This is a genomic window from Kitasatospora sp. NBC_00039 (assembly GCF_045160625.1).
Lineage (GTDB): Bacteria > Actinomycetota > Actinomycetes > Streptomycetales > Streptomycetaceae > Kitasatospora.
Map to the genome: position 1 here is coordinate 1,424,956 of NZ_CP108289.1, position 14,284 is coordinate 1,439,239.

13 protein-coding genes and 1 pseudogene are annotated in these 14,284 nt (G+C 74.0%); 9 read left to right on the forward strand and 5 right to left on the reverse strand.

Translation table 11 applies throughout. The features are described 5' to 3' along the window. Nucleotide 1: 1 nt before the first annotated feature. On the reverse strand, nucleotides 2–1,417 hold the full coding sequence (locus tag OG286_RS06500; RefSeq protein WP_396322416.1) for an amidase: 1,416 nt from the start codon (nucleotides 1,415–1,417) through the stop codon (nucleotides 2–4). Nucleotides 1,418–1,553: 136 nt separating this feature from the next. On the opposite strand from OG286_RS06500, the gene OG286_RS06505 reads away from it, so the two are divergent. The 7 genes and pseudogenes from OG286_RS06505 to OG286_RS06535 all read left to right on the forward strand — a co-directional run bounded on the left by OG286_RS06505 (nucleotide 1,554) and on the right by OG286_RS06535 (nucleotide 8,297). Then, nucleotides 1,554–2,093, forward strand: coding sequence for a hypothetical protein (locus OG286_RS06505; protein ID WP_396322417.1), 540 nt, complete (start codon nucleotides 1,554–1,556; stop codon nucleotides 2,091–2,093). After that, complete coding sequence (locus OG286_RS06510; RefSeq protein WP_396322595.1) at nucleotides 2,090–2,452, forward strand: hypothetical protein; 363 nt, start codon at nucleotides 2,090–2,092, stop codon at nucleotides 2,450–2,452. Before OG286_RS06505 ends, OG286_RS06510 begins: the two co-directional genes overlap by 4 nt. Before the next feature lie 144 nt (nucleotides 2,453–2,596). Then, complete coding sequence (locus OG286_RS06515) at nucleotides 2,597–2,944, forward strand: GntR family transcriptional regulator (RefSeq protein ID WP_396322418.1); 348 nt, start codon at nucleotides 2,597–2,599, stop codon at nucleotides 2,942–2,944. Further along, nucleotides 2,941–3,930: a DUF1648 domain-containing protein gene (locus tag OG286_RS06520; RefSeq protein ID WP_396322419.1), complete on the forward strand. Its 990-nt coding sequence runs from the start codon at nucleotides 2,941–2,943 to the stop codon at nucleotides 3,928–3,930. The genes OG286_RS06515 and OG286_RS06520 overlap by 4 nt, the downstream gene beginning before the upstream one ends. A gap of 123 nt (nucleotides 3,931–4,053) precedes the next feature. Continuing rightward, nucleotides 4,054–5,229 (forward strand): serine hydrolase domain-containing protein, encoded by a 1,176-nt coding sequence (locus OG286_RS06525; RefSeq protein ID WP_396322420.1) that lies wholly within the window; start codon nucleotides 4,054–4,056, stop codon nucleotides 5,227–5,229. A gap of 278 nt (nucleotides 5,230–5,507) precedes the next feature. Beyond that, nucleotides 5,508–7,562 carry a SpoIIE family protein phosphatase gene (locus tag OG286_RS06530; protein WP_396322421.1) on the forward strand — a complete coding sequence of 685 codons (2,055 nt, stop codon included), beginning with the start codon at nucleotides 5,508–5,510 and terminating at the stop codon, nucleotides 7,560–7,562. Nucleotides 7,563–7,714: 152 nt separating this feature from the next. Next, nucleotides 7,715–8,297, forward strand: a pseudogene (locus OG286_RS06535) (amidohydrolase family protein). Between the two features lie 25 nt (nucleotides 8,298–8,322). Here OG286_RS06535 and OG286_RS06540 read toward each other — a convergent pair. Together OG286_RS06540 and OG286_RS06545 are read right to left on the reverse strand one after the other, a co-directional pair. Further along, on the reverse strand, nucleotides 8,323–8,691 hold the full coding sequence (locus OG286_RS06540) for a hypothetical protein (RefSeq protein ID WP_396322422.1): 369 nt from the start codon (nucleotides 8,689–8,691) through the stop codon (nucleotides 8,323–8,325). A 156-nt stretch (nucleotides 8,692–8,847) separates the two neighbouring features. Beyond that, nucleotides 8,848–9,051 carry a cold-shock protein gene (locus OG286_RS06545; RefSeq protein WP_042388274.1) on the reverse strand — a complete coding sequence of 68 codons (204 nt, stop codon included), beginning with the start codon at nucleotides 9,049–9,051 and terminating at the stop codon, nucleotides 8,848–8,850. Between the two features lie 408 nt (nucleotides 9,052–9,459). On the opposite strand from OG286_RS06545, the gene OG286_RS06550 reads away from it, so the two are divergent. Continuing rightward, nucleotides 9,460–9,684, forward strand: coding sequence for a hypothetical protein (locus OG286_RS06550; protein WP_396322423.1), 225 nt, complete (start codon nucleotides 9,460–9,462; stop codon nucleotides 9,682–9,684). Nucleotides 9,685–9,837: 153 nt separating this feature from the next. Here OG286_RS06550 and glmS read toward each other — a convergent pair whose 3' ends face one another. Continuing rightward, the gene (glmS, locus tag OG286_RS06555) at nucleotides 9,838–11,664 is read right to left on the reverse strand and encodes a glutamine--fructose-6-phosphate transaminase (isomerizing) (RefSeq protein ID WP_396322424.1); all 1,827 of its coding nucleotides are present in this window, start codon (nucleotides 11,662–11,664) and stop codon (nucleotides 9,838–9,840) included. A 36-nt stretch (nucleotides 11,665–11,700) separates the two neighbouring features. Next, nucleotides 11,701–11,985 carry a hypothetical protein gene (locus tag OG286_RS06560; protein ID WP_396322425.1) on the reverse strand — a complete coding sequence of 95 codons (285 nt, stop codon included), beginning with the start codon at nucleotides 11,983–11,985 and terminating at the stop codon, nucleotides 11,701–11,703. A 237-nt stretch (nucleotides 11,986–12,222) separates the two neighbouring features. On the opposite strand from OG286_RS06560, the gene asnB reads away from it, so the two are divergent. Further along, entirely contained in the window at nucleotides 12,223–14,073 is a 1,851-nt protein-coding gene (asnB, locus tag OG286_RS06565) for an asparagine synthase (glutamine-hydrolyzing) (protein WP_396322426.1), read from the forward strand. Nucleotides 14,074–14,284 lie beyond the last annotated feature (211 nt).

Genomic DNA, 14,284 nt, shown 5'->3' on the forward strand with positions numbered 1-14,284 from the left:
CCTACGAGACGCCCTGGTCCTGGATCCGCTGCCAGGGCCGGTCCGCCTCCAGCGCGAACGCCAGCTCCAGCAGCAGCCGCTCCTGGCCGTGCGCCGCCGACAGGTGCACGCCGACCGGCAGGCCGTTGCCCGCCGGCTCGGCCGGCAGCGAGATCGCCGGGCCGCCCGTCACGTTGTTCACCGGAGTGAACGCCACGTAGCGGTGCAGCCGGTCCAGCAGCTCCTCGAAGGCGACGTTCGGGCTCAGGTGCCCGATCGGCGGCGCCATGTGCGCGAGCACCGGCGAAAGGATGACGTCGTGGTCCCGGAACAGCCCCGCGTACGCCGCTTCGGTCTGCCGCAGCCGGCGCAGCACGCCCGGTGTCTTCATGAACTCGCGGTGGAAGGTGCGCCGCAGACCCGTGGTGAGGCCGTCCAGCTTGCGGGCCTGGAAGCCCGGGTCCAGCAGCAGCTTGCCGGTGGTGGCGATCAGAAAGGCGATGCAGCCCCAGTAGAGGGTGAAGTCCCGGGAGAACTCCTCGCCGAACGGCAGCGTGGTCGGCGTCACCTTGTGCCCCAGCGCCTCCAGCCGCCCCGCCGTCCGCTCCACCGCGTTGCGGGTCGGCCCGTCGGTGACCGCCACCGGCGAGTCGAGCACAAGCCCGACCCGCAGCGGCCGCTCGCCGGGCCCCTCCACCAGGCCGAGCGGCGGCAGCGCCGGGTTGCGGTGGTGGCGTTCGGCCTCCGCGAAGAAGGCGGCGGTGTCCCGGACGGAACGGGTGACCACGCCGTCGGTGACCAGGTCGATCGGCAGCCGCCGGCCCTGGTCGTTGGCGACCAGCCGGCCCCTGGTCGGCTTCAGCCCGACCAGCCCGCAACAGGCCGCCGGGATCCGGATCGACCCGCCGCCGTCGTTGGCGTGCGCGATCGGGACGACGCCGGCCGCGACCAGCGCGGCCGCCCCGCCCGAGGACGCCCCGGGCGAGTGCGAGGGCCGCCACGGGTTGCGCACCGGCCGGGCCTCGGCGAACTCGGTCGAGGCGTTGAGGCCGAACTCCGGCAGCCGGGTCTTGCCGATGACGGCCAGCCCGGTACTGAGGAACTGCTCGGCGAAGCCCGCGGTCCGCCGTGCCGGCTTGGCCCGGAACGCCGAACTCCCCTGCCCGGTCGGCATTCCCCGCAGGTCCACGTTGTCCTTCAGATAGCTCGGCACCCCGAACAGCGCGCCGCCGTCACCGGCCGGCGCCGTCCGCGGCTGCCCGTATGCGGCGAACGCGACCGGCGCCAACGCCGCGTCGACGCGCTCCGCCCGCGCCGCCGCGGCCGCCGCCAGCTCCGCCGGACTGACCTCCCCGGCCCGTACCGACGCCGCCAGCGCCACCGCGTCGTGCTCCCCCAGCGCGTCGTCCCCGAACGCGTGGACCCGCTCCTCCGCCATACGACTCCCCATCCCCTACCGGCCGGTAATACCGCGCGAGTTCCGCAGTCTAGGCGCGTGGCCTCCGTCCGGACAGCCCGCCGCTCCCCCGGACATCCGCTACCCCGGACAGGTCCGGCCCCGCCATGATGGCGGCATGACGAACGGGAACGACCAGGAGGCGCCGGGCCTCTGTGTGGTGGCCAACGTGGCACGGGAGACCACCCACGGCGAGGGCGGGCTGGAGATCCGCACCGGGCTGCGGCACTTCGCCGCCGGGGCCAAGGTCTGGATCGCACCGCTGCGGTGGGGCGGCCCGGACGTGCACGTCGTCGGCCGGCACCGGGGCAACGGCCGCCGCTACACCGGGATCGTCGTCCCGCGCAGGTTCCTGGAGAACTTCCGCGTAGCCACCGTCCACAGCCCGGCGCTGCTGCGGGCGCTCGGCGGCGGGCCGCTCTGGACGGCCGAGGACGCCGAGTCGTACGTGCGGTTCTGGGGCACACCGAGGCTGGCGGCCCAGGTCCACGTACCGGGCGAGCCCTTCGTCCGCCGGATCAGGCCGGTCACCGACCCGCCACCGATGGAGTTGGAGTACGAGGGCGCCACCTACTACCTCGCCCACTTCAACGCCAACCGCGCCCGCTCCTCACCGCTGCCGCCGCCCGCCGAGCCCTCCCCGCCGGCCGGCACCTGAGGCTCCGGGCCGGCGCACCGGACCGCCCCGGCGCGCCCGGACCGCCGAACCCGCCGCCTGCCCGGCCGGCCCAACTATCCTGCCGAGCAGCCCGAGTTCCCACCGCCCTCGACGCCCCCGCCGACGCCTTCGTCGCCCTGCCCGGCTGGGGCCGCGGACTGCTCTGGCTCAACGGCTTCCTGCTCGGCCGCTACACCCACGAGGGGCCGCAGCGCACCCTCTACGCCCCCGGCCCGCTCTGGCACGCGGGCGGCAACGAGCTCGTCGTCCTCGAACTGGAGACCCACGCCGAGGCCGTCGAACTCCGCGACCACCCCGACCTCGGCCCCACGGCGGCCGCCCCCAGCGTCGACTACTGAGCCACCCAGCCGGCCGGTCCCGGATCCTTCCGGAACCGGCCGGCCCCGCCTGCGCCCCGTCTGCCCCGGCCACGCCGTCCCCCGCCCCTTCCGTGCTCCCGAAGAAGCCACTCGCTCCCAAATGGTGCTACTGTCGATAGCATCATGCTGCTGAAGCTGGATCTCTCCGACAGCCGCCCCTTGCACGAGCAGGTGGCCGGTGCGATCCGGCGCGCCATCGCCGAGGGCGAGTGCGCGCCGGGCGACAGGCTGCCGCCCGCCCGGGAGCTGTCCCGGGCGCTGGGCGTCAACGCCAACACCGTCCTGCGCGGCCTGCGCACACTCCGGGACGAGGGCGTCCTGGAGTTCCGTCGCGGCCGCGGCGTGACGGTGGCCGCGGGCGCCGACCAACGGGCCGAACTACTCGCCCAGGCAGCCGCGTTGGTCGCCGAGGCCGCGCGGCTGGGCTACAGCAGGACCGATCTCGTCGAACTGATCAGGAGGCTGCCGTGAACGGCGGGGGGAACCGGAAACGTGGTGTGTGGTGGAGCGCGGCCGCCTGGACGGCGGGGGTGCCGGCGGCCCTGGTCGCACTGCCCCTGGCGGCGGCCGGCCGGCTGCCGGACGAAGTGGCCACCCACTGGGGCGCGGGCGGCCGCCCCGACGACTCGATGCCCTTCTGGGCGGTACCGCTCGCCCCCGCCGGGATCTGGGTGGTCATGGTCCTGGCGCTGGCCCTGACCGTCCGGCGGGCCGGCCCGGCGGCGCGGTCCTGGTCGGGAGCTGCGCTGCTCTCCGGGGGTGTCCTGCTCACCGGCGCGCAGGCGTCGATCGTGCACGCCAATCTGGACCGGACCTCCTGGACGGACGCCGGCTCCGTCGGCCCCGAGGTCGTCGCCATCCTGGCGGCTTCGGCCCTGGCCGGCCTGCTCGGCCGGCTCGCCGGTCGCCGCGCCACCCCGCCACCGTCCGCCACCGGGGCCGACGGGACGGCCGTCGGCCCGCAGCTCGACGTCCCCGCCGGGGAGCGCTTCGCCTGGCTCTCCCGCACCGTCAACCCCTGGCTCCAGCTGACCGCGACCCTGGTCGGCCTGGCCGCCGCCGGTACCGCGATCGCCGCGACCGCCGGCCTGGCCGTCCCGCTGTGGGCCGTCGCCCTCCCGCTCGCCGTCGCCGCCGTCGCGATGTTCGCCTGCTCCTCCGTCCAGGCCCTGGTGACCCCGAAGGGCCTGGAGGTCGCCTTCGGCCCGGCCGGCTGGCCGGTCCGCCGCTGGCCTCTCGACACCATCGAGTCGGCCCGCGCCGAGAAGCGGACCCCGGCCCAGGTCGGTGGCTGGGGCTACCGCCTCAGCGGCCTGGGCACCACGGTGATGCTCCGTGGCGGCGACTGCCTGGTCGTCCGCTCGCGCAAGGGGACCGACTTCGCCGTCAGCGTCGACGACGCCGAGCGCGGCGCCGCGCTCCTCAACTCGCTCGCCACCCGGCACTCCGCGAGGTGACGCCGGACCGACCCCGGCTCCCGCACCGACCCTAGCCCCCGGAATGCCAGCCGCCGGACGGAGGTTGACGCCTCGGCAGGCCGGTGATCAGAGGCCTGACCAGGCCGGTACCGAGGGGGAGCCATGTCGAGCAGTGCCACCGTCCAGGGAAGCGTCGCGCCCGGGTTCGAGGAGGTGCGCGCGGAGTTCGCCGCCGTCGCGGCCGCCGAGCCGGACGTCGGCGGCGCCCAGCTGGCCGTCCACCTCGACGGCCGCCGCGTGGTGGACCTCTGGACCGGCGAGGGCGTATCAGGCGAGTCACTGTTCGCCCTCTACTCCTCGGCCAAGGGCGCCGCACACCTCGTGGTGGCGCTGCTGGTACAGGAGGGCGTGCTCGGTCTCGACGACGAGGTCGCCCGCCACTGGCCGGAGTTCGCCGCCGAGGGCAAGGCCGGGATCACCCTGCGCCGGCTGCTGGAGCACCGGGCCGGGCTGATCGGCGTCGACGGCGGCTTCACCGCCGAGGAGCTGGCGGACGACCGGCGGCTGGCCGCCCGGCTGGCGGCGCAGAAGCCATACTGGCAGCCCGGGTCGGCGTACGGCTACCACGCGTTCGTGATCGGCGCGCTGACCGGCGAGGTGGTCCGCCGCCGGACGGGCCGCTCGGTCCAGGAGCTGTACGAGGAGCGGATCCGGGCGCCGTACGGGCTCGACTTCCACCTCGGCCTTCCGGCCCGGCTGGAGCCGCGCTACCTGCCGGTCCTGCCCGCGCTGCTCACCGCGGAGCAGGAGGCGGTGGCGGCGGCCGGGGCGCCCGCGCCGGACAGCCTCACCGGGATCGCCTTCAACCTGAACGCCACCCCGCCCACCGACCTGGTCGCGTACGCCAACACGCGTGCGGTGCGCGCGCTCGGCTCGGCCTCCAGCGGCGGTGTCGGGAACGCCCGGGGCCTGGCCGGCCTGTACGCGGCGGCGGCGAGCGGGCTGGACGGCCGGCCTCCGCTGCTCACCCCGGAGACGATCGCGGAGTTCGGCCGGGTCCGCACCCACGGCACCGACCTGGTCACCGGCGAACGGGACCACTTCGGCCTCGGCTTCGAGGCGCAGAGCGCCCGGTACCCGTTCCTCGGCCCGGAGGCCTTCGGCCACAGCGGCGCGGTGGGCGCGCAGTCCTTCGCCGACCCCCGCAGCGGCCTCGCGTACAGCTACACCCGCCGCCGGTTCGCCTTCGGGGAGGGCGGCGGCGCGTCGGAGAACCACCGTCTGGCCGGGGCGGCCGTCCGCGCCGCCGAGGCCGCCCGCGCCACGACCGGCCGGTGATCCGCCCGGTGCCGCCGGAGGGCCCGGCCGGGCGTCGCCGGTCCCTCGCGCGGCACCCGGATCAGCCGCGCCGGGGCGTGCCGCACGCCTTCCGTGTGCGACACGTCGGCCGTCGGGGCGGCTCTGCGGCGCGCAGGCGCCCGCTCCGCCGGTAGCGTGCGGGTGACGGCCGTCGTCGGTCACCGCTGTTCGCCTCCCGGCCGTCGATGCCGTCGATCACCGAGCGGCCGCGGCGCTGCGCGTGCCCCGGCCGTGCACCGCCGAAGGGGACGACACGGGTGCCCGAGCCTCAGCTGACTCCGGAGGTCTTCGACCGGGCCATCGTGGCGATCGCCCTCACCGCGGGGCCGGAGCACCGCCTGGTGTACCGCAACGACGCCTTCCACGACCTGTTCGGCCCACGGCCGGTGGGGGTGCCGATCCGGGAGGTGTTCACCGAGCCGGGGGTGGAGCGCTTCTTCGAGACCCTCGACCAGGTCCGGGCCGACGGGACGGCCCGCCAGGTCACCACGCCGCGCACCGTGGAGACGTCCGAGGACGACCCGGAGGGCCACCGGCACTTCGTCTACAGCTGCTCGCCGGTCTCCTCCCGCTTCGGGGCGGGCGTCCTGGTCAGCGCGATCGACACCACCGCCGAGGTGCACTCCGCCCAGCGCGCCGAGCGGCTCTCGCTGGACCGCCTGTACGCGCTCCAGCGCTACGAGGCGCTGATGTCGGCCGTCTCCCAGCTGGTCTGGCTCACCCGCGCGGACGGCACGATGGCCGAGCTGGTCCCGGGCTGGGAGGAGCTGACCGGGTACCCGTGGCGGGAGACCATGGACGAGGAGTGGTTCGAGCTCATCCACCCCCGGGACCGGGAGGCCCTGGCCCAGCGCTGGCTCGACGCGGCGGAGGGCGAGCCGACGATGTTCGAGCACAGCTTCCGGGTCCGCACCTCCTCCGGCGAGTACCGCCACGTCGCGTCCCGGGCCGTGCCGATCGTGCGCAACGGGCAGCTGGTGGAGTGGATCGGCGCCACCTCCGACGTCGAGGACCGCTGGCGCAACCGGCTGCGCGAACGCCTGCTCGCCCGGGCCGTCGCGGTCACCGAGGCCTCCCGCACCGAGGACGCCTTCGCGGCCGTCGCCGATCTGGTGGTGCCCGACCTCACCGACGCCTGCACGGTCTTCGTGCTCTCCGGCCGGGAGCACTCGTCCCAGCCCGACGAGATCCGCGGCACCCGGATCGCCTCCACCGCCCGGCCCGGCCTGCCACCGCTGCCGCCGCTGCACCAGCAGACCTTCCTGCTCGGGCCCTCGGCCCGGCGGGCCGTCGCCGACCGGGCTCCGGCCCTGATGACCTTCCCGGCCGGCCGCGTCCCGCCCGGTCTGGTCCCCGAGGAGTCGGCGCGGTGGCTGGCCCGGGCCCGCGCCACCAGCCTCACCCTGCTGCCCATCGTGATCGACGGCGCCACCGTCGCCCTCGCCGCCGCGGCCGGCTGCGACGACACCCCGCCGCCCGGCCGCGCAGACATCGAGCTGCTCCAGGAGGTGCTCCAGCGCGCCCAGGTGCCGCTGCGCCAGACCCTGGAGCTCCAGCGCACCCGGCACGCGGCCCTCGTCCTCCAGCGGGCCCTGCTCACCGCCCCGCCCACCGTGCCCGGCGCCGAACTCGCCGCCCGCTACCAGCCGGGCAACCGCGCCGCCGAGGTCGGCGGTGACTGGTACGACGCCTTCACGCTGCCCGACGGGTCGCTCGCCCTGACCATCGGCGACGTGGCCGGCCACGACCTCACCGCCGCCACCACCATGGGCCAGCTGCGCAGCATGCTGCGTTCCATCGCCTACAACCGCACCCACCTGCACACCCCGGCCGACGCCCTCACCGGGCTGGACGCCGCCGCCGACGGACTCGGTGTCGCCGTCTTCGCCACCGCCGTCCACCTCCACCTCGCCCCGACCCCGGACGGCAGCTGGCAGGCGGCCTGGTCCAACGCCGGCCACCCGCCTCCGCTGCTGCTCCCGGCCGACGGCCCGCCGCGCTTCCTCGACGCCGACGAGGCCGACGTCCCGCTCTGCGTGGCCCCCGCCGAACCGCGTCACACCTACCGCACGCCGATCGGCCCCGGCGACACCGTGCTGCTCTACACCGACGGGCTGATCGAGGTGCCCGGCGAAAACCTGGCCACCGGTCTGGCCCGGCTGGCCACCGCCGCCGAACAGGCCCACGACCTGCCGCTCCACGCCCTCCTCGACCGTCTGCTCGCCGAAGTCCCCGACGCCCGCGACGACATCGCCCTCATCGCCTTCCGCGCCCTCGCCGAGCCCCCCGCCACCGAATCCCCCAGCGCCTGACCGGCGGTTGCCGTACCCCCGACGTCCTGCTGGCCGGAGTCCTCGTCATCACCTTCCCGGTGATCGCGATCTGCCCGGGCGTCAGCTCACCGGACGGCTGGGCAGGCAGCACCGCCTTCGTGCACGCCACCGGCGACCGCGGCACCCGCACCGTGCTGGACGCGGTCGAGCACACCCGCCGGGTCAACGGCCCCCGCGACGCCCGCCACCAGGTGGTCCACGTGGAGTGCCTGGACCCTGCCTATGTGCCGTGCTTCGCCGAGCTGGGCGTGGTCGCCTGCATGCAGCCCCGGCACTGCTCCCCCGACATCGCCGGCCCGGGCAAGGACTGGGCCGAGGCGGTCGGCGGGCAGCGCTGGTCCAAGGCCTGGCCGATGCGCAGCCTCCAGGACGCCGGCGCGGTGCTGGCCTTCTCCAGTGACTGGAACGTCGCCGAGATGGACCCGCTGGTCGGCCTCTACACCGCCGTGACCCGCCGGGGGCTGGCCGGAGGCGAGCCGTGGATGCCGGATGCCCGGCGAGACGGTCTCGCTGGCCGCCGCCCTGCGCGGCTACACCCTCGGCAGCGCCTACGCCAACTTCCTGGACGACCGCCTGGGTTCGATCACCCCCGGCAAGCCGGGCGATCTCGTCCTGCTCTCGGAGGACCTCTTCGCCCTGGACCCGAAGACCTGCCTGGGCGCCCGGGTCGACCTCACCGTGGTCGGCGGCGAGGCGGTCCACCGGGCGGGCTGAGCCGGGGGGGCGGCCCCGGAGCCGGTCACTGGTCCGAGTAGCCGAGGTCCCCGAGGGTCCAGCTGGAGACGTCCTCGATCGCGATCCGGTACATCCCGCCGGTGTGCGGGAGACCGAAGTCACCCTGGAGGATCCTCGCCAGGTGCAGGTGGAGGTGGGTCACCGGGGCGGCGCCGGGGGCCGGGGCGGCCGCGTCGGCGAAGAGCGGCGCGAACGGCTTGAGGCGGTCGGAGGCTTCAAGGACCTCCGCGACCCGTTCACGCCAGACGGCTTCGGCGGCGAGCCGTCCGGTGATGACCGCTCCGGGCACGACGACGGTGATCGGCATCTGATTGCTGCCCGTCGACTCCACCATCGCGGTGATACTGGTCAGCAGCGGATCCGGTTTCGGCATGCCTCCAGACTAACGGAGCGGCCTCGCCGGGGGCAGTGGCCCGCGGCGGGGCCGGAAAACGCCGAAGGGCCTGCACCGAGCGAATGGCTCGGTGCAGGCCCGTGCTGTTCGGCCGTCACCGCCCGGAAAAGGGCGGGTGCCGCTCAGCGGTTATAACTACAGCGGGCGAATGTTCTCCGCCTGCGGGCCCTTCTGGCCCTGCGTGACGTCGAACTCGACCTTCTGGCCCTCAAGCAGCTCGCGGAAGCCCTGGGCGTTGATGTTCGAGTAGTGGGCGAAGACGTCCGGGCCGCCACCCTCCTGCTCGATGAAGCCGAAGCCCTTCTCCGCGTTGAACCACTTCACAGTGCCATTAGCCATGAAAAATCTCCTTGAAAGGCAAATGCGGGTCCTGCACCTCGCAGGGGCCCGTGTCGCCGCGATGAGGCCCACCCGAAGAAGAAATCGGGAAAACAAAAAATGCGCCAGCGGTCACAACCGGCAGGCGCACACAAAGTTCATGGGAACCAAAACTGCAACTGACGTCGACTGTAGCAGGTAGCGCACCCGAACGGCGTTTTTTCCTCGCACGACTCGCCCGCACCCCGCCGGCCGTCCACCCCCACGTCGAGGGCGTGTCCGGGGCGGCTCCGGTGGCCCGACCGAGCGGGTGGAGTTCGCGGACCCCGACGCGCGGCAGCGGCCGGGGTCCAAGGACCTCGCCCGGCGGAGGAATTCGGGCCGCCGTCCCGGCGCGTTCGGTGCCCTTCGGGGCGCATACTGGCAGCAATGACGAACGCACCCGTGCCCAGGCGCCATCTGCCCACCAGTCCCTTCCGAGCCAAGGTGCCCCCGCCACCGAAACACTTCGCCGTCGACGATCGGGTGTCCCACGACGAGTACGGCCTCGGCCGTGTCGTCGCCGTCGAGGGCGGGGCAACCGCGGTCCTGGTCGACTTCGGCTCGCAGGAGAAGAGGATCACTGCGCCCTTTGCCAAGCTCTACCTGCTGTGACACTCCCCCGTCCCCTCTGACGTCTGACGCCGCCGGCCCGTCCGGCGGCACAGCACCCCGGAAGCCCACCGAGCCCCAGAAGCCCGGCGGGCTTCCGCACGTCCGGGCCCGGCCACCGCACGGCGACCGGGCCCGGGGCAACCGCACGGCGGTCTACTCGACGGTCACGCTCTTGGCCAGGTTGCGCGGCTTGTCGACGTCCCGCTTGAGCGCCACCGCGGCGTGGTAGGCGAGCAGCTGGAGCGGGATGTTGAGGAGCAGCGGGTCCAGCTCGGGCTCGTTCTTGGGCACCAGGATGCAGTGGTCCGCGAGCTTGGCCTCGGGGCGGCGGTGCGCGACGGCCACCACGCGGCCGGAGCGGGCCTTGATCTCGCCGAGGGTGGTGAGGTTCTTGTCCAGCAGCTCGTCGTCCGGCACCAGGGCGACGGTCGGCAGCTCGGGGCTGATCAGCGCGAGCGGGCCGTGCTTCAGCTCGCTGGCGGGGTAGGCCTCGGCGTGGACGTAGGAGATCTCCTTGAGCTTCTGCGCGCCCTCGCGGGCCACCGGGAAGCCGCGGACCCGGCCGATGAACATCACGCCCTCGGACTCGGCGTACTCGGCGGCGAGTCCGGCGATGTCGTCGCTCTGCGCGAGGATCTCCCGGATCTGGTCCGGCAGCGCCTTGAGGCCGGCCACGATGCGGCGGCCGTCGGCGGGCGAGAGGTCGTGGATGCGGCCGAAGTGCAGGGCGAGCAGGGCGAATGCCACGACCGTGGAGGTGAACGCCTTGGTGGAGGCGACCGAGATCTCCGGCCCGGCGTGCAGGTAGATGCCGCCGTCGCACTCGCGGGCGATGGCGCTGCCGACGGTGTTGACGACGCCGAGGACCCGGCCGCCCTTGCGCTTGATCTCCTGGACGGCGGCCAGGGTGTCGTAGGTCTCGCCGGACTGGCTGACCGCGACGTACAGGGTGTCCGCCTCGATCACCGGGTTGCGGTAGCGGAACTCGGAGGCGGGCTCGCTGTGGGCGGGGATGCGGGCCAGCTCCTCGATCAGCTGGGCGCCCATCTCGCCGGCGTAGTAGGCGGAGCCGCAGCCGAGGATCTTGACCCGGCGGATCTCGCGCAGCTCGCGGGCGTCCAGGTTGAGGCCGCCGAGGTGGGCGGTGGCGAACCGCTCGTCGAGCCGGCCGCTGAGGGTGCGCTCGACGGAGCCGGGCTGCTCGTGGATCTCCTTGAGCAGGAAGTGCTCGTAGCCGCCGGTGTCGTAGGAGTCGATCTCCCAGTCCACGGTGGACGGCTGGCGGTGGGTGGTGCGGGCGTCCTCGGTGAAGGTGCGGAAGCCGTCGGCCCGGACGGTGGCCAGCTCGCCGTCCTCCAGGTGGACGACCTGGCGGGTGTAGCGGACGAGCGCGGAGACGTCGGAGGCGGCGAACATCTCCTTCTCGCCGATGCCGAGCACGATCGGGCTGCCGTTGCGGGCGACCACGATCCGGTCGGGCTGCTCGGCGTCGAGCACGGCGATGCCGTAGGTGCCGACCACCTTGCCGAGCGCGGCGCGCACGGCGTCCTCCAGCTCGGCGCCCTCGGCCGCGTGCGCGGCGATCAGGTGGGCGAGCACCTCGGTGTCGGTCTCGGAGCGGAAGACGGCGCCGTCGGCGGTGAGCCGGGCGCGCAGCTCGTCGGCGTTCTCGATGATGCCGTTGTGGACGACGGCGATGCGCTCGGCGTTGTCCAGGTGCGGGTGGGCGTTGGCGTCGCTGGGCACGCCGTGGGTGGCCCAGCGGGTGTGGCCGATGCCGGTGGCGCCCTTGAACCGGGCCGGCACGGCGGCGGCGAGGTCGGCGACCCGGCCCTTGACCTTGCGGACCTTGAGGCCGCCGGTGCGGCCGGTGACGGCCACGCCGGCCGAGTCGTAGCCGCGGTACTCCAGCCGGGCCAGGCCCTCCAGCAGGAAGGGGGTCGCGTCCTTGGGGCCGATGTAGGCCACGATTCCGCACATGGGGATGACTCCTTCGTGAGACAAGGGGGGCGGCGCTCAGCCGTAGACGATCCGGCGCAGCTGCCGGGCCGAGAGCCCGGGCGCCGCGACCCGCCGGGCGGGCAGTTCCTCCGCGAGCCGGGCGAAGATCCGCTCGTTGGTCAGGCCGCGTGCCTGGAGCTCGCCGTGGCGGCGGCGGACGTACTCCTCGGTCGTCTCGGAGAAGTACGCCAGGACCTCCGCCACCACCCGCGCCGCCTCGCGGGGCCCGAGCGGGCTGGTCCGGGTGAGGTGGGCGAGCAGGTCTTCGTGAGGGTGCGAGGCGCCGGGTGAGCTGGACACGAGTGAGGACTCTAGGCCGGGCCGACCGGAGAGATCAAAGATCCTGCCCGAATTCGGGCAGATCTTGAGACTTTCGGCGCAAGGAACACCGCCGGACACCCGACCGGCGCCCCCCGGAAGCCGCAGCATGTATTCGTCACCTTGTCGACACACCCTTGTAGCGGCACCGGATCGCCACGTAGCGTGACTCTCCGCACACGCATCGGAGATACGTGTCGGAAGACCGGAGGCTTGCTGATGTGCGGGATCACCGGATGGGTCGCCTTCGACCGCGACCTCACCACCGAACGTCCAGTGCTCGACGCGATGACGGCCACCCAGCTCTGCCGCGGCCCGGACGCCGGCGGGGTCCACCTGGAGCGGCACGCCGCGCTCGGCCACCGCCGCCTCGCCGTCATCGACGTCGAGGGAGGTACCCAGCCCATGACGGTCGAGCACGACGGCCGGGTGCTGGCCGCCCTCACCTACAGCGGGGAGGTGTACAACCACCGGGAGCTGCGGGCCGAGCTGACCGCCGCCGGCCACCGCTTCCGCACCCGCAGCGACACCGAGGTGGTGCTGCACGCCTACCTGGAGTGGGGCGAGGGCCTGGCCGAGCGGCTGAACGGCATGTTCGCCTTCGCGATCTGGGACGCCCGCCTCGAGGAGTTGCTGCTGGTCCGGGACCGGATGGGCGTCAAGCCACTGCACTACTGCCCCACCCCGCACGGCGTGATCTTCGGCTCCGAGGTGAAGGCCGTGCTCGCCCACCCCGACGTCCGGCCGGTGGTCGACCTCGACGGGCTGCGCGAGATGTTCGCCGTCACCAAGACCCCCGGCCGCTCGGTCTACCGGGGCATCGTGGAGGTGCGGCCCGGCCACGTGGTCAGGGTCCGCCGCGAGGGCGTCTCGGTCCGCCGCTACTGGGCGCTGGAGGCCCGCGAGCACACCCACGACCTGGACACCACGGTGGCCACCGTCCGGGCCCTGCTCGACGACATCGTCCACCGCCAGCTGGAGGCGGACGTACCGCTCTGCTCGCTGCTCTCCGGCGGCCTCGACTCCAGCGCCGTCACCGCCCTGGCCGCCAGGGCCCTGCGCGCCGCCGGCGCCGGCGCGGTGCGCTCCTTCGCGGTCGACTTCACCGGCCAGAGCGAGCACTTCCGGGCCGACGAGGTCCGGTCCACCCCGGACGGCCCGTACGCCCGGCTGCTGGCCCGGCACGTGGGCGCCGACCACAGCGTCATCGAGCTGGACAGCGCCGAGCTCACCGACCCGGCCCAGCGCGCCGCCGTGCTGCGCGCCCGGGACATGCCGGGCGGCTTCGGCGACATGGACATCTCGCTGCTGCTGCTCTTCCGCGGCGTGCGCAGGCACTCCACCGTGGCGCTCTCGGGCGAGTCCGCGGACGAGCTGTTCGGCGGCTACCGCTGGTTCCACGACCCGCGGCTGGTCGCCGCCGACGACTTCCCGTGGGCGGGCGCGGTGACCCGGCTCGGCGGGACGGGCACCGGGCCGCGCGAGCAGCTGCTGGACCGCGGGCTGATCGGCAAGCTCGACGTGCACGAGTACCGGCGGGCCCGGTACCGCGAGGCACTGACCGAAGTCCCGCACCTGCCGGAGGCCGACCCGGTGGAGCGGCGGATGCGGGAGATCTCGTACCTCAACCTCACCCGCTTCGTCTGCATCCTGCTGGACCGCAAGGACCGGATGAGCATGGCCAACGGCCTGGAGGTCCGGGTGCCGTTCTGCGACCACCGGCTGGTCCAGTACGTCTTCAACACGCCCTGGGCGATGAAGTCCTTCGACGGCCGGGAGAAAAGCCTGCTGCGCGCCGCCGTCCGGGACGTGCTGCCGGACGCGATCGCCGACCGGCTGAAGAGCCCGTACCCCGTCGTCCAGGACCCGCGCTACCCGGCGCTGCTGCGGGCCGAGCTCGCCGAGCTGGCGACCGACCCGAAAGCCCCCGTCCTGGGACTGCTCGACCGCCGGGCGCTCGCCGACGCGCTCGCCCCGGAGACCGACCCGCAGTCCGTCCGGCTCGGGGCCGACCTGGCGCTGGACCTCAACACCTGGCTGACGGAGTACAAGGTCTCGCTGGAACTCTGAGCCACCGTCACCACCGGGACGGCACGGCGCGGGCCCCGTCCGCGGCTGCGCCGTCCGGGTGGTGACCCCCGGCCATCCCGCTTCGTTGACCGGGTACGACGTGCGATAGCGTCGCCGACACCTCCCGAATGGCGGCTGAAAACACGGCTTCGCAGCGCCGTGCCGTCAGGATGGGGAGCGAACCGTCCGTCTCGATCCGCCGGGGGATCTC

Bases quoted from the DNA above. Each gene is read 5' to 3' on its own strand.
- asnB (WP_396322426.1), top strand. From the start codon at position 12,223: ATGTGCGGGATCACCGGATGGGTCGCCTTCGACCGCGACCTCACCACC.
- OG286_RS06505 (WP_396322417.1), top strand. From the start codon at position 1,554: ATGACGAACGGGAACGACCAGGAGGCGCCGGGCCTCTGTGTGGTGGCC.
- OG286_RS06550 (WP_396322423.1), top strand. From the start codon at position 9,460: ATGACGAACGCACCCGTGCCCAGGCGCCATCTGCCCACCAGTCCCTTC.
- OG286_RS06525 (WP_396322420.1), top strand. From the start codon at position 4,054: ATGTCGAGCAGTGCCACCGTCCAGGGAAGCGTCGCGCCCGGGTTCGAG.
- OG286_RS06515 (WP_396322418.1), top strand. From the start codon at position 2,597: ATGCTGCTGAAGCTGGATCTCTCCGACAGCCGCCCCTTGCACGAGCAG.
- OG286_RS06545 (WP_042388274.1), bottom strand. From the start codon at position 9,051: ATGGCTAATGGCACTGTGAAGTGGTTCAACGCGGAGAAGGGCTTCGGC.
- glmS (WP_396322424.1), bottom strand. From the start codon at position 11,664: ATGTGCGGAATCGTGGCCTACATCGGCCCCAAGGACGCGACCCCCTTC.
- OG286_RS06540 (WP_396322422.1), bottom strand. From the start codon at position 8,691: ATGCCGAAACCGGATCCGCTGCTGACCAGTATCACCGCGATGGTGGAG.
- OG286_RS06500 (WP_396322416.1), bottom strand. From the start codon at position 1,417: ATGGCGGAGGAGCGGGTCCACGCGTTCGGGGACGACGCGCTGGGGGAG.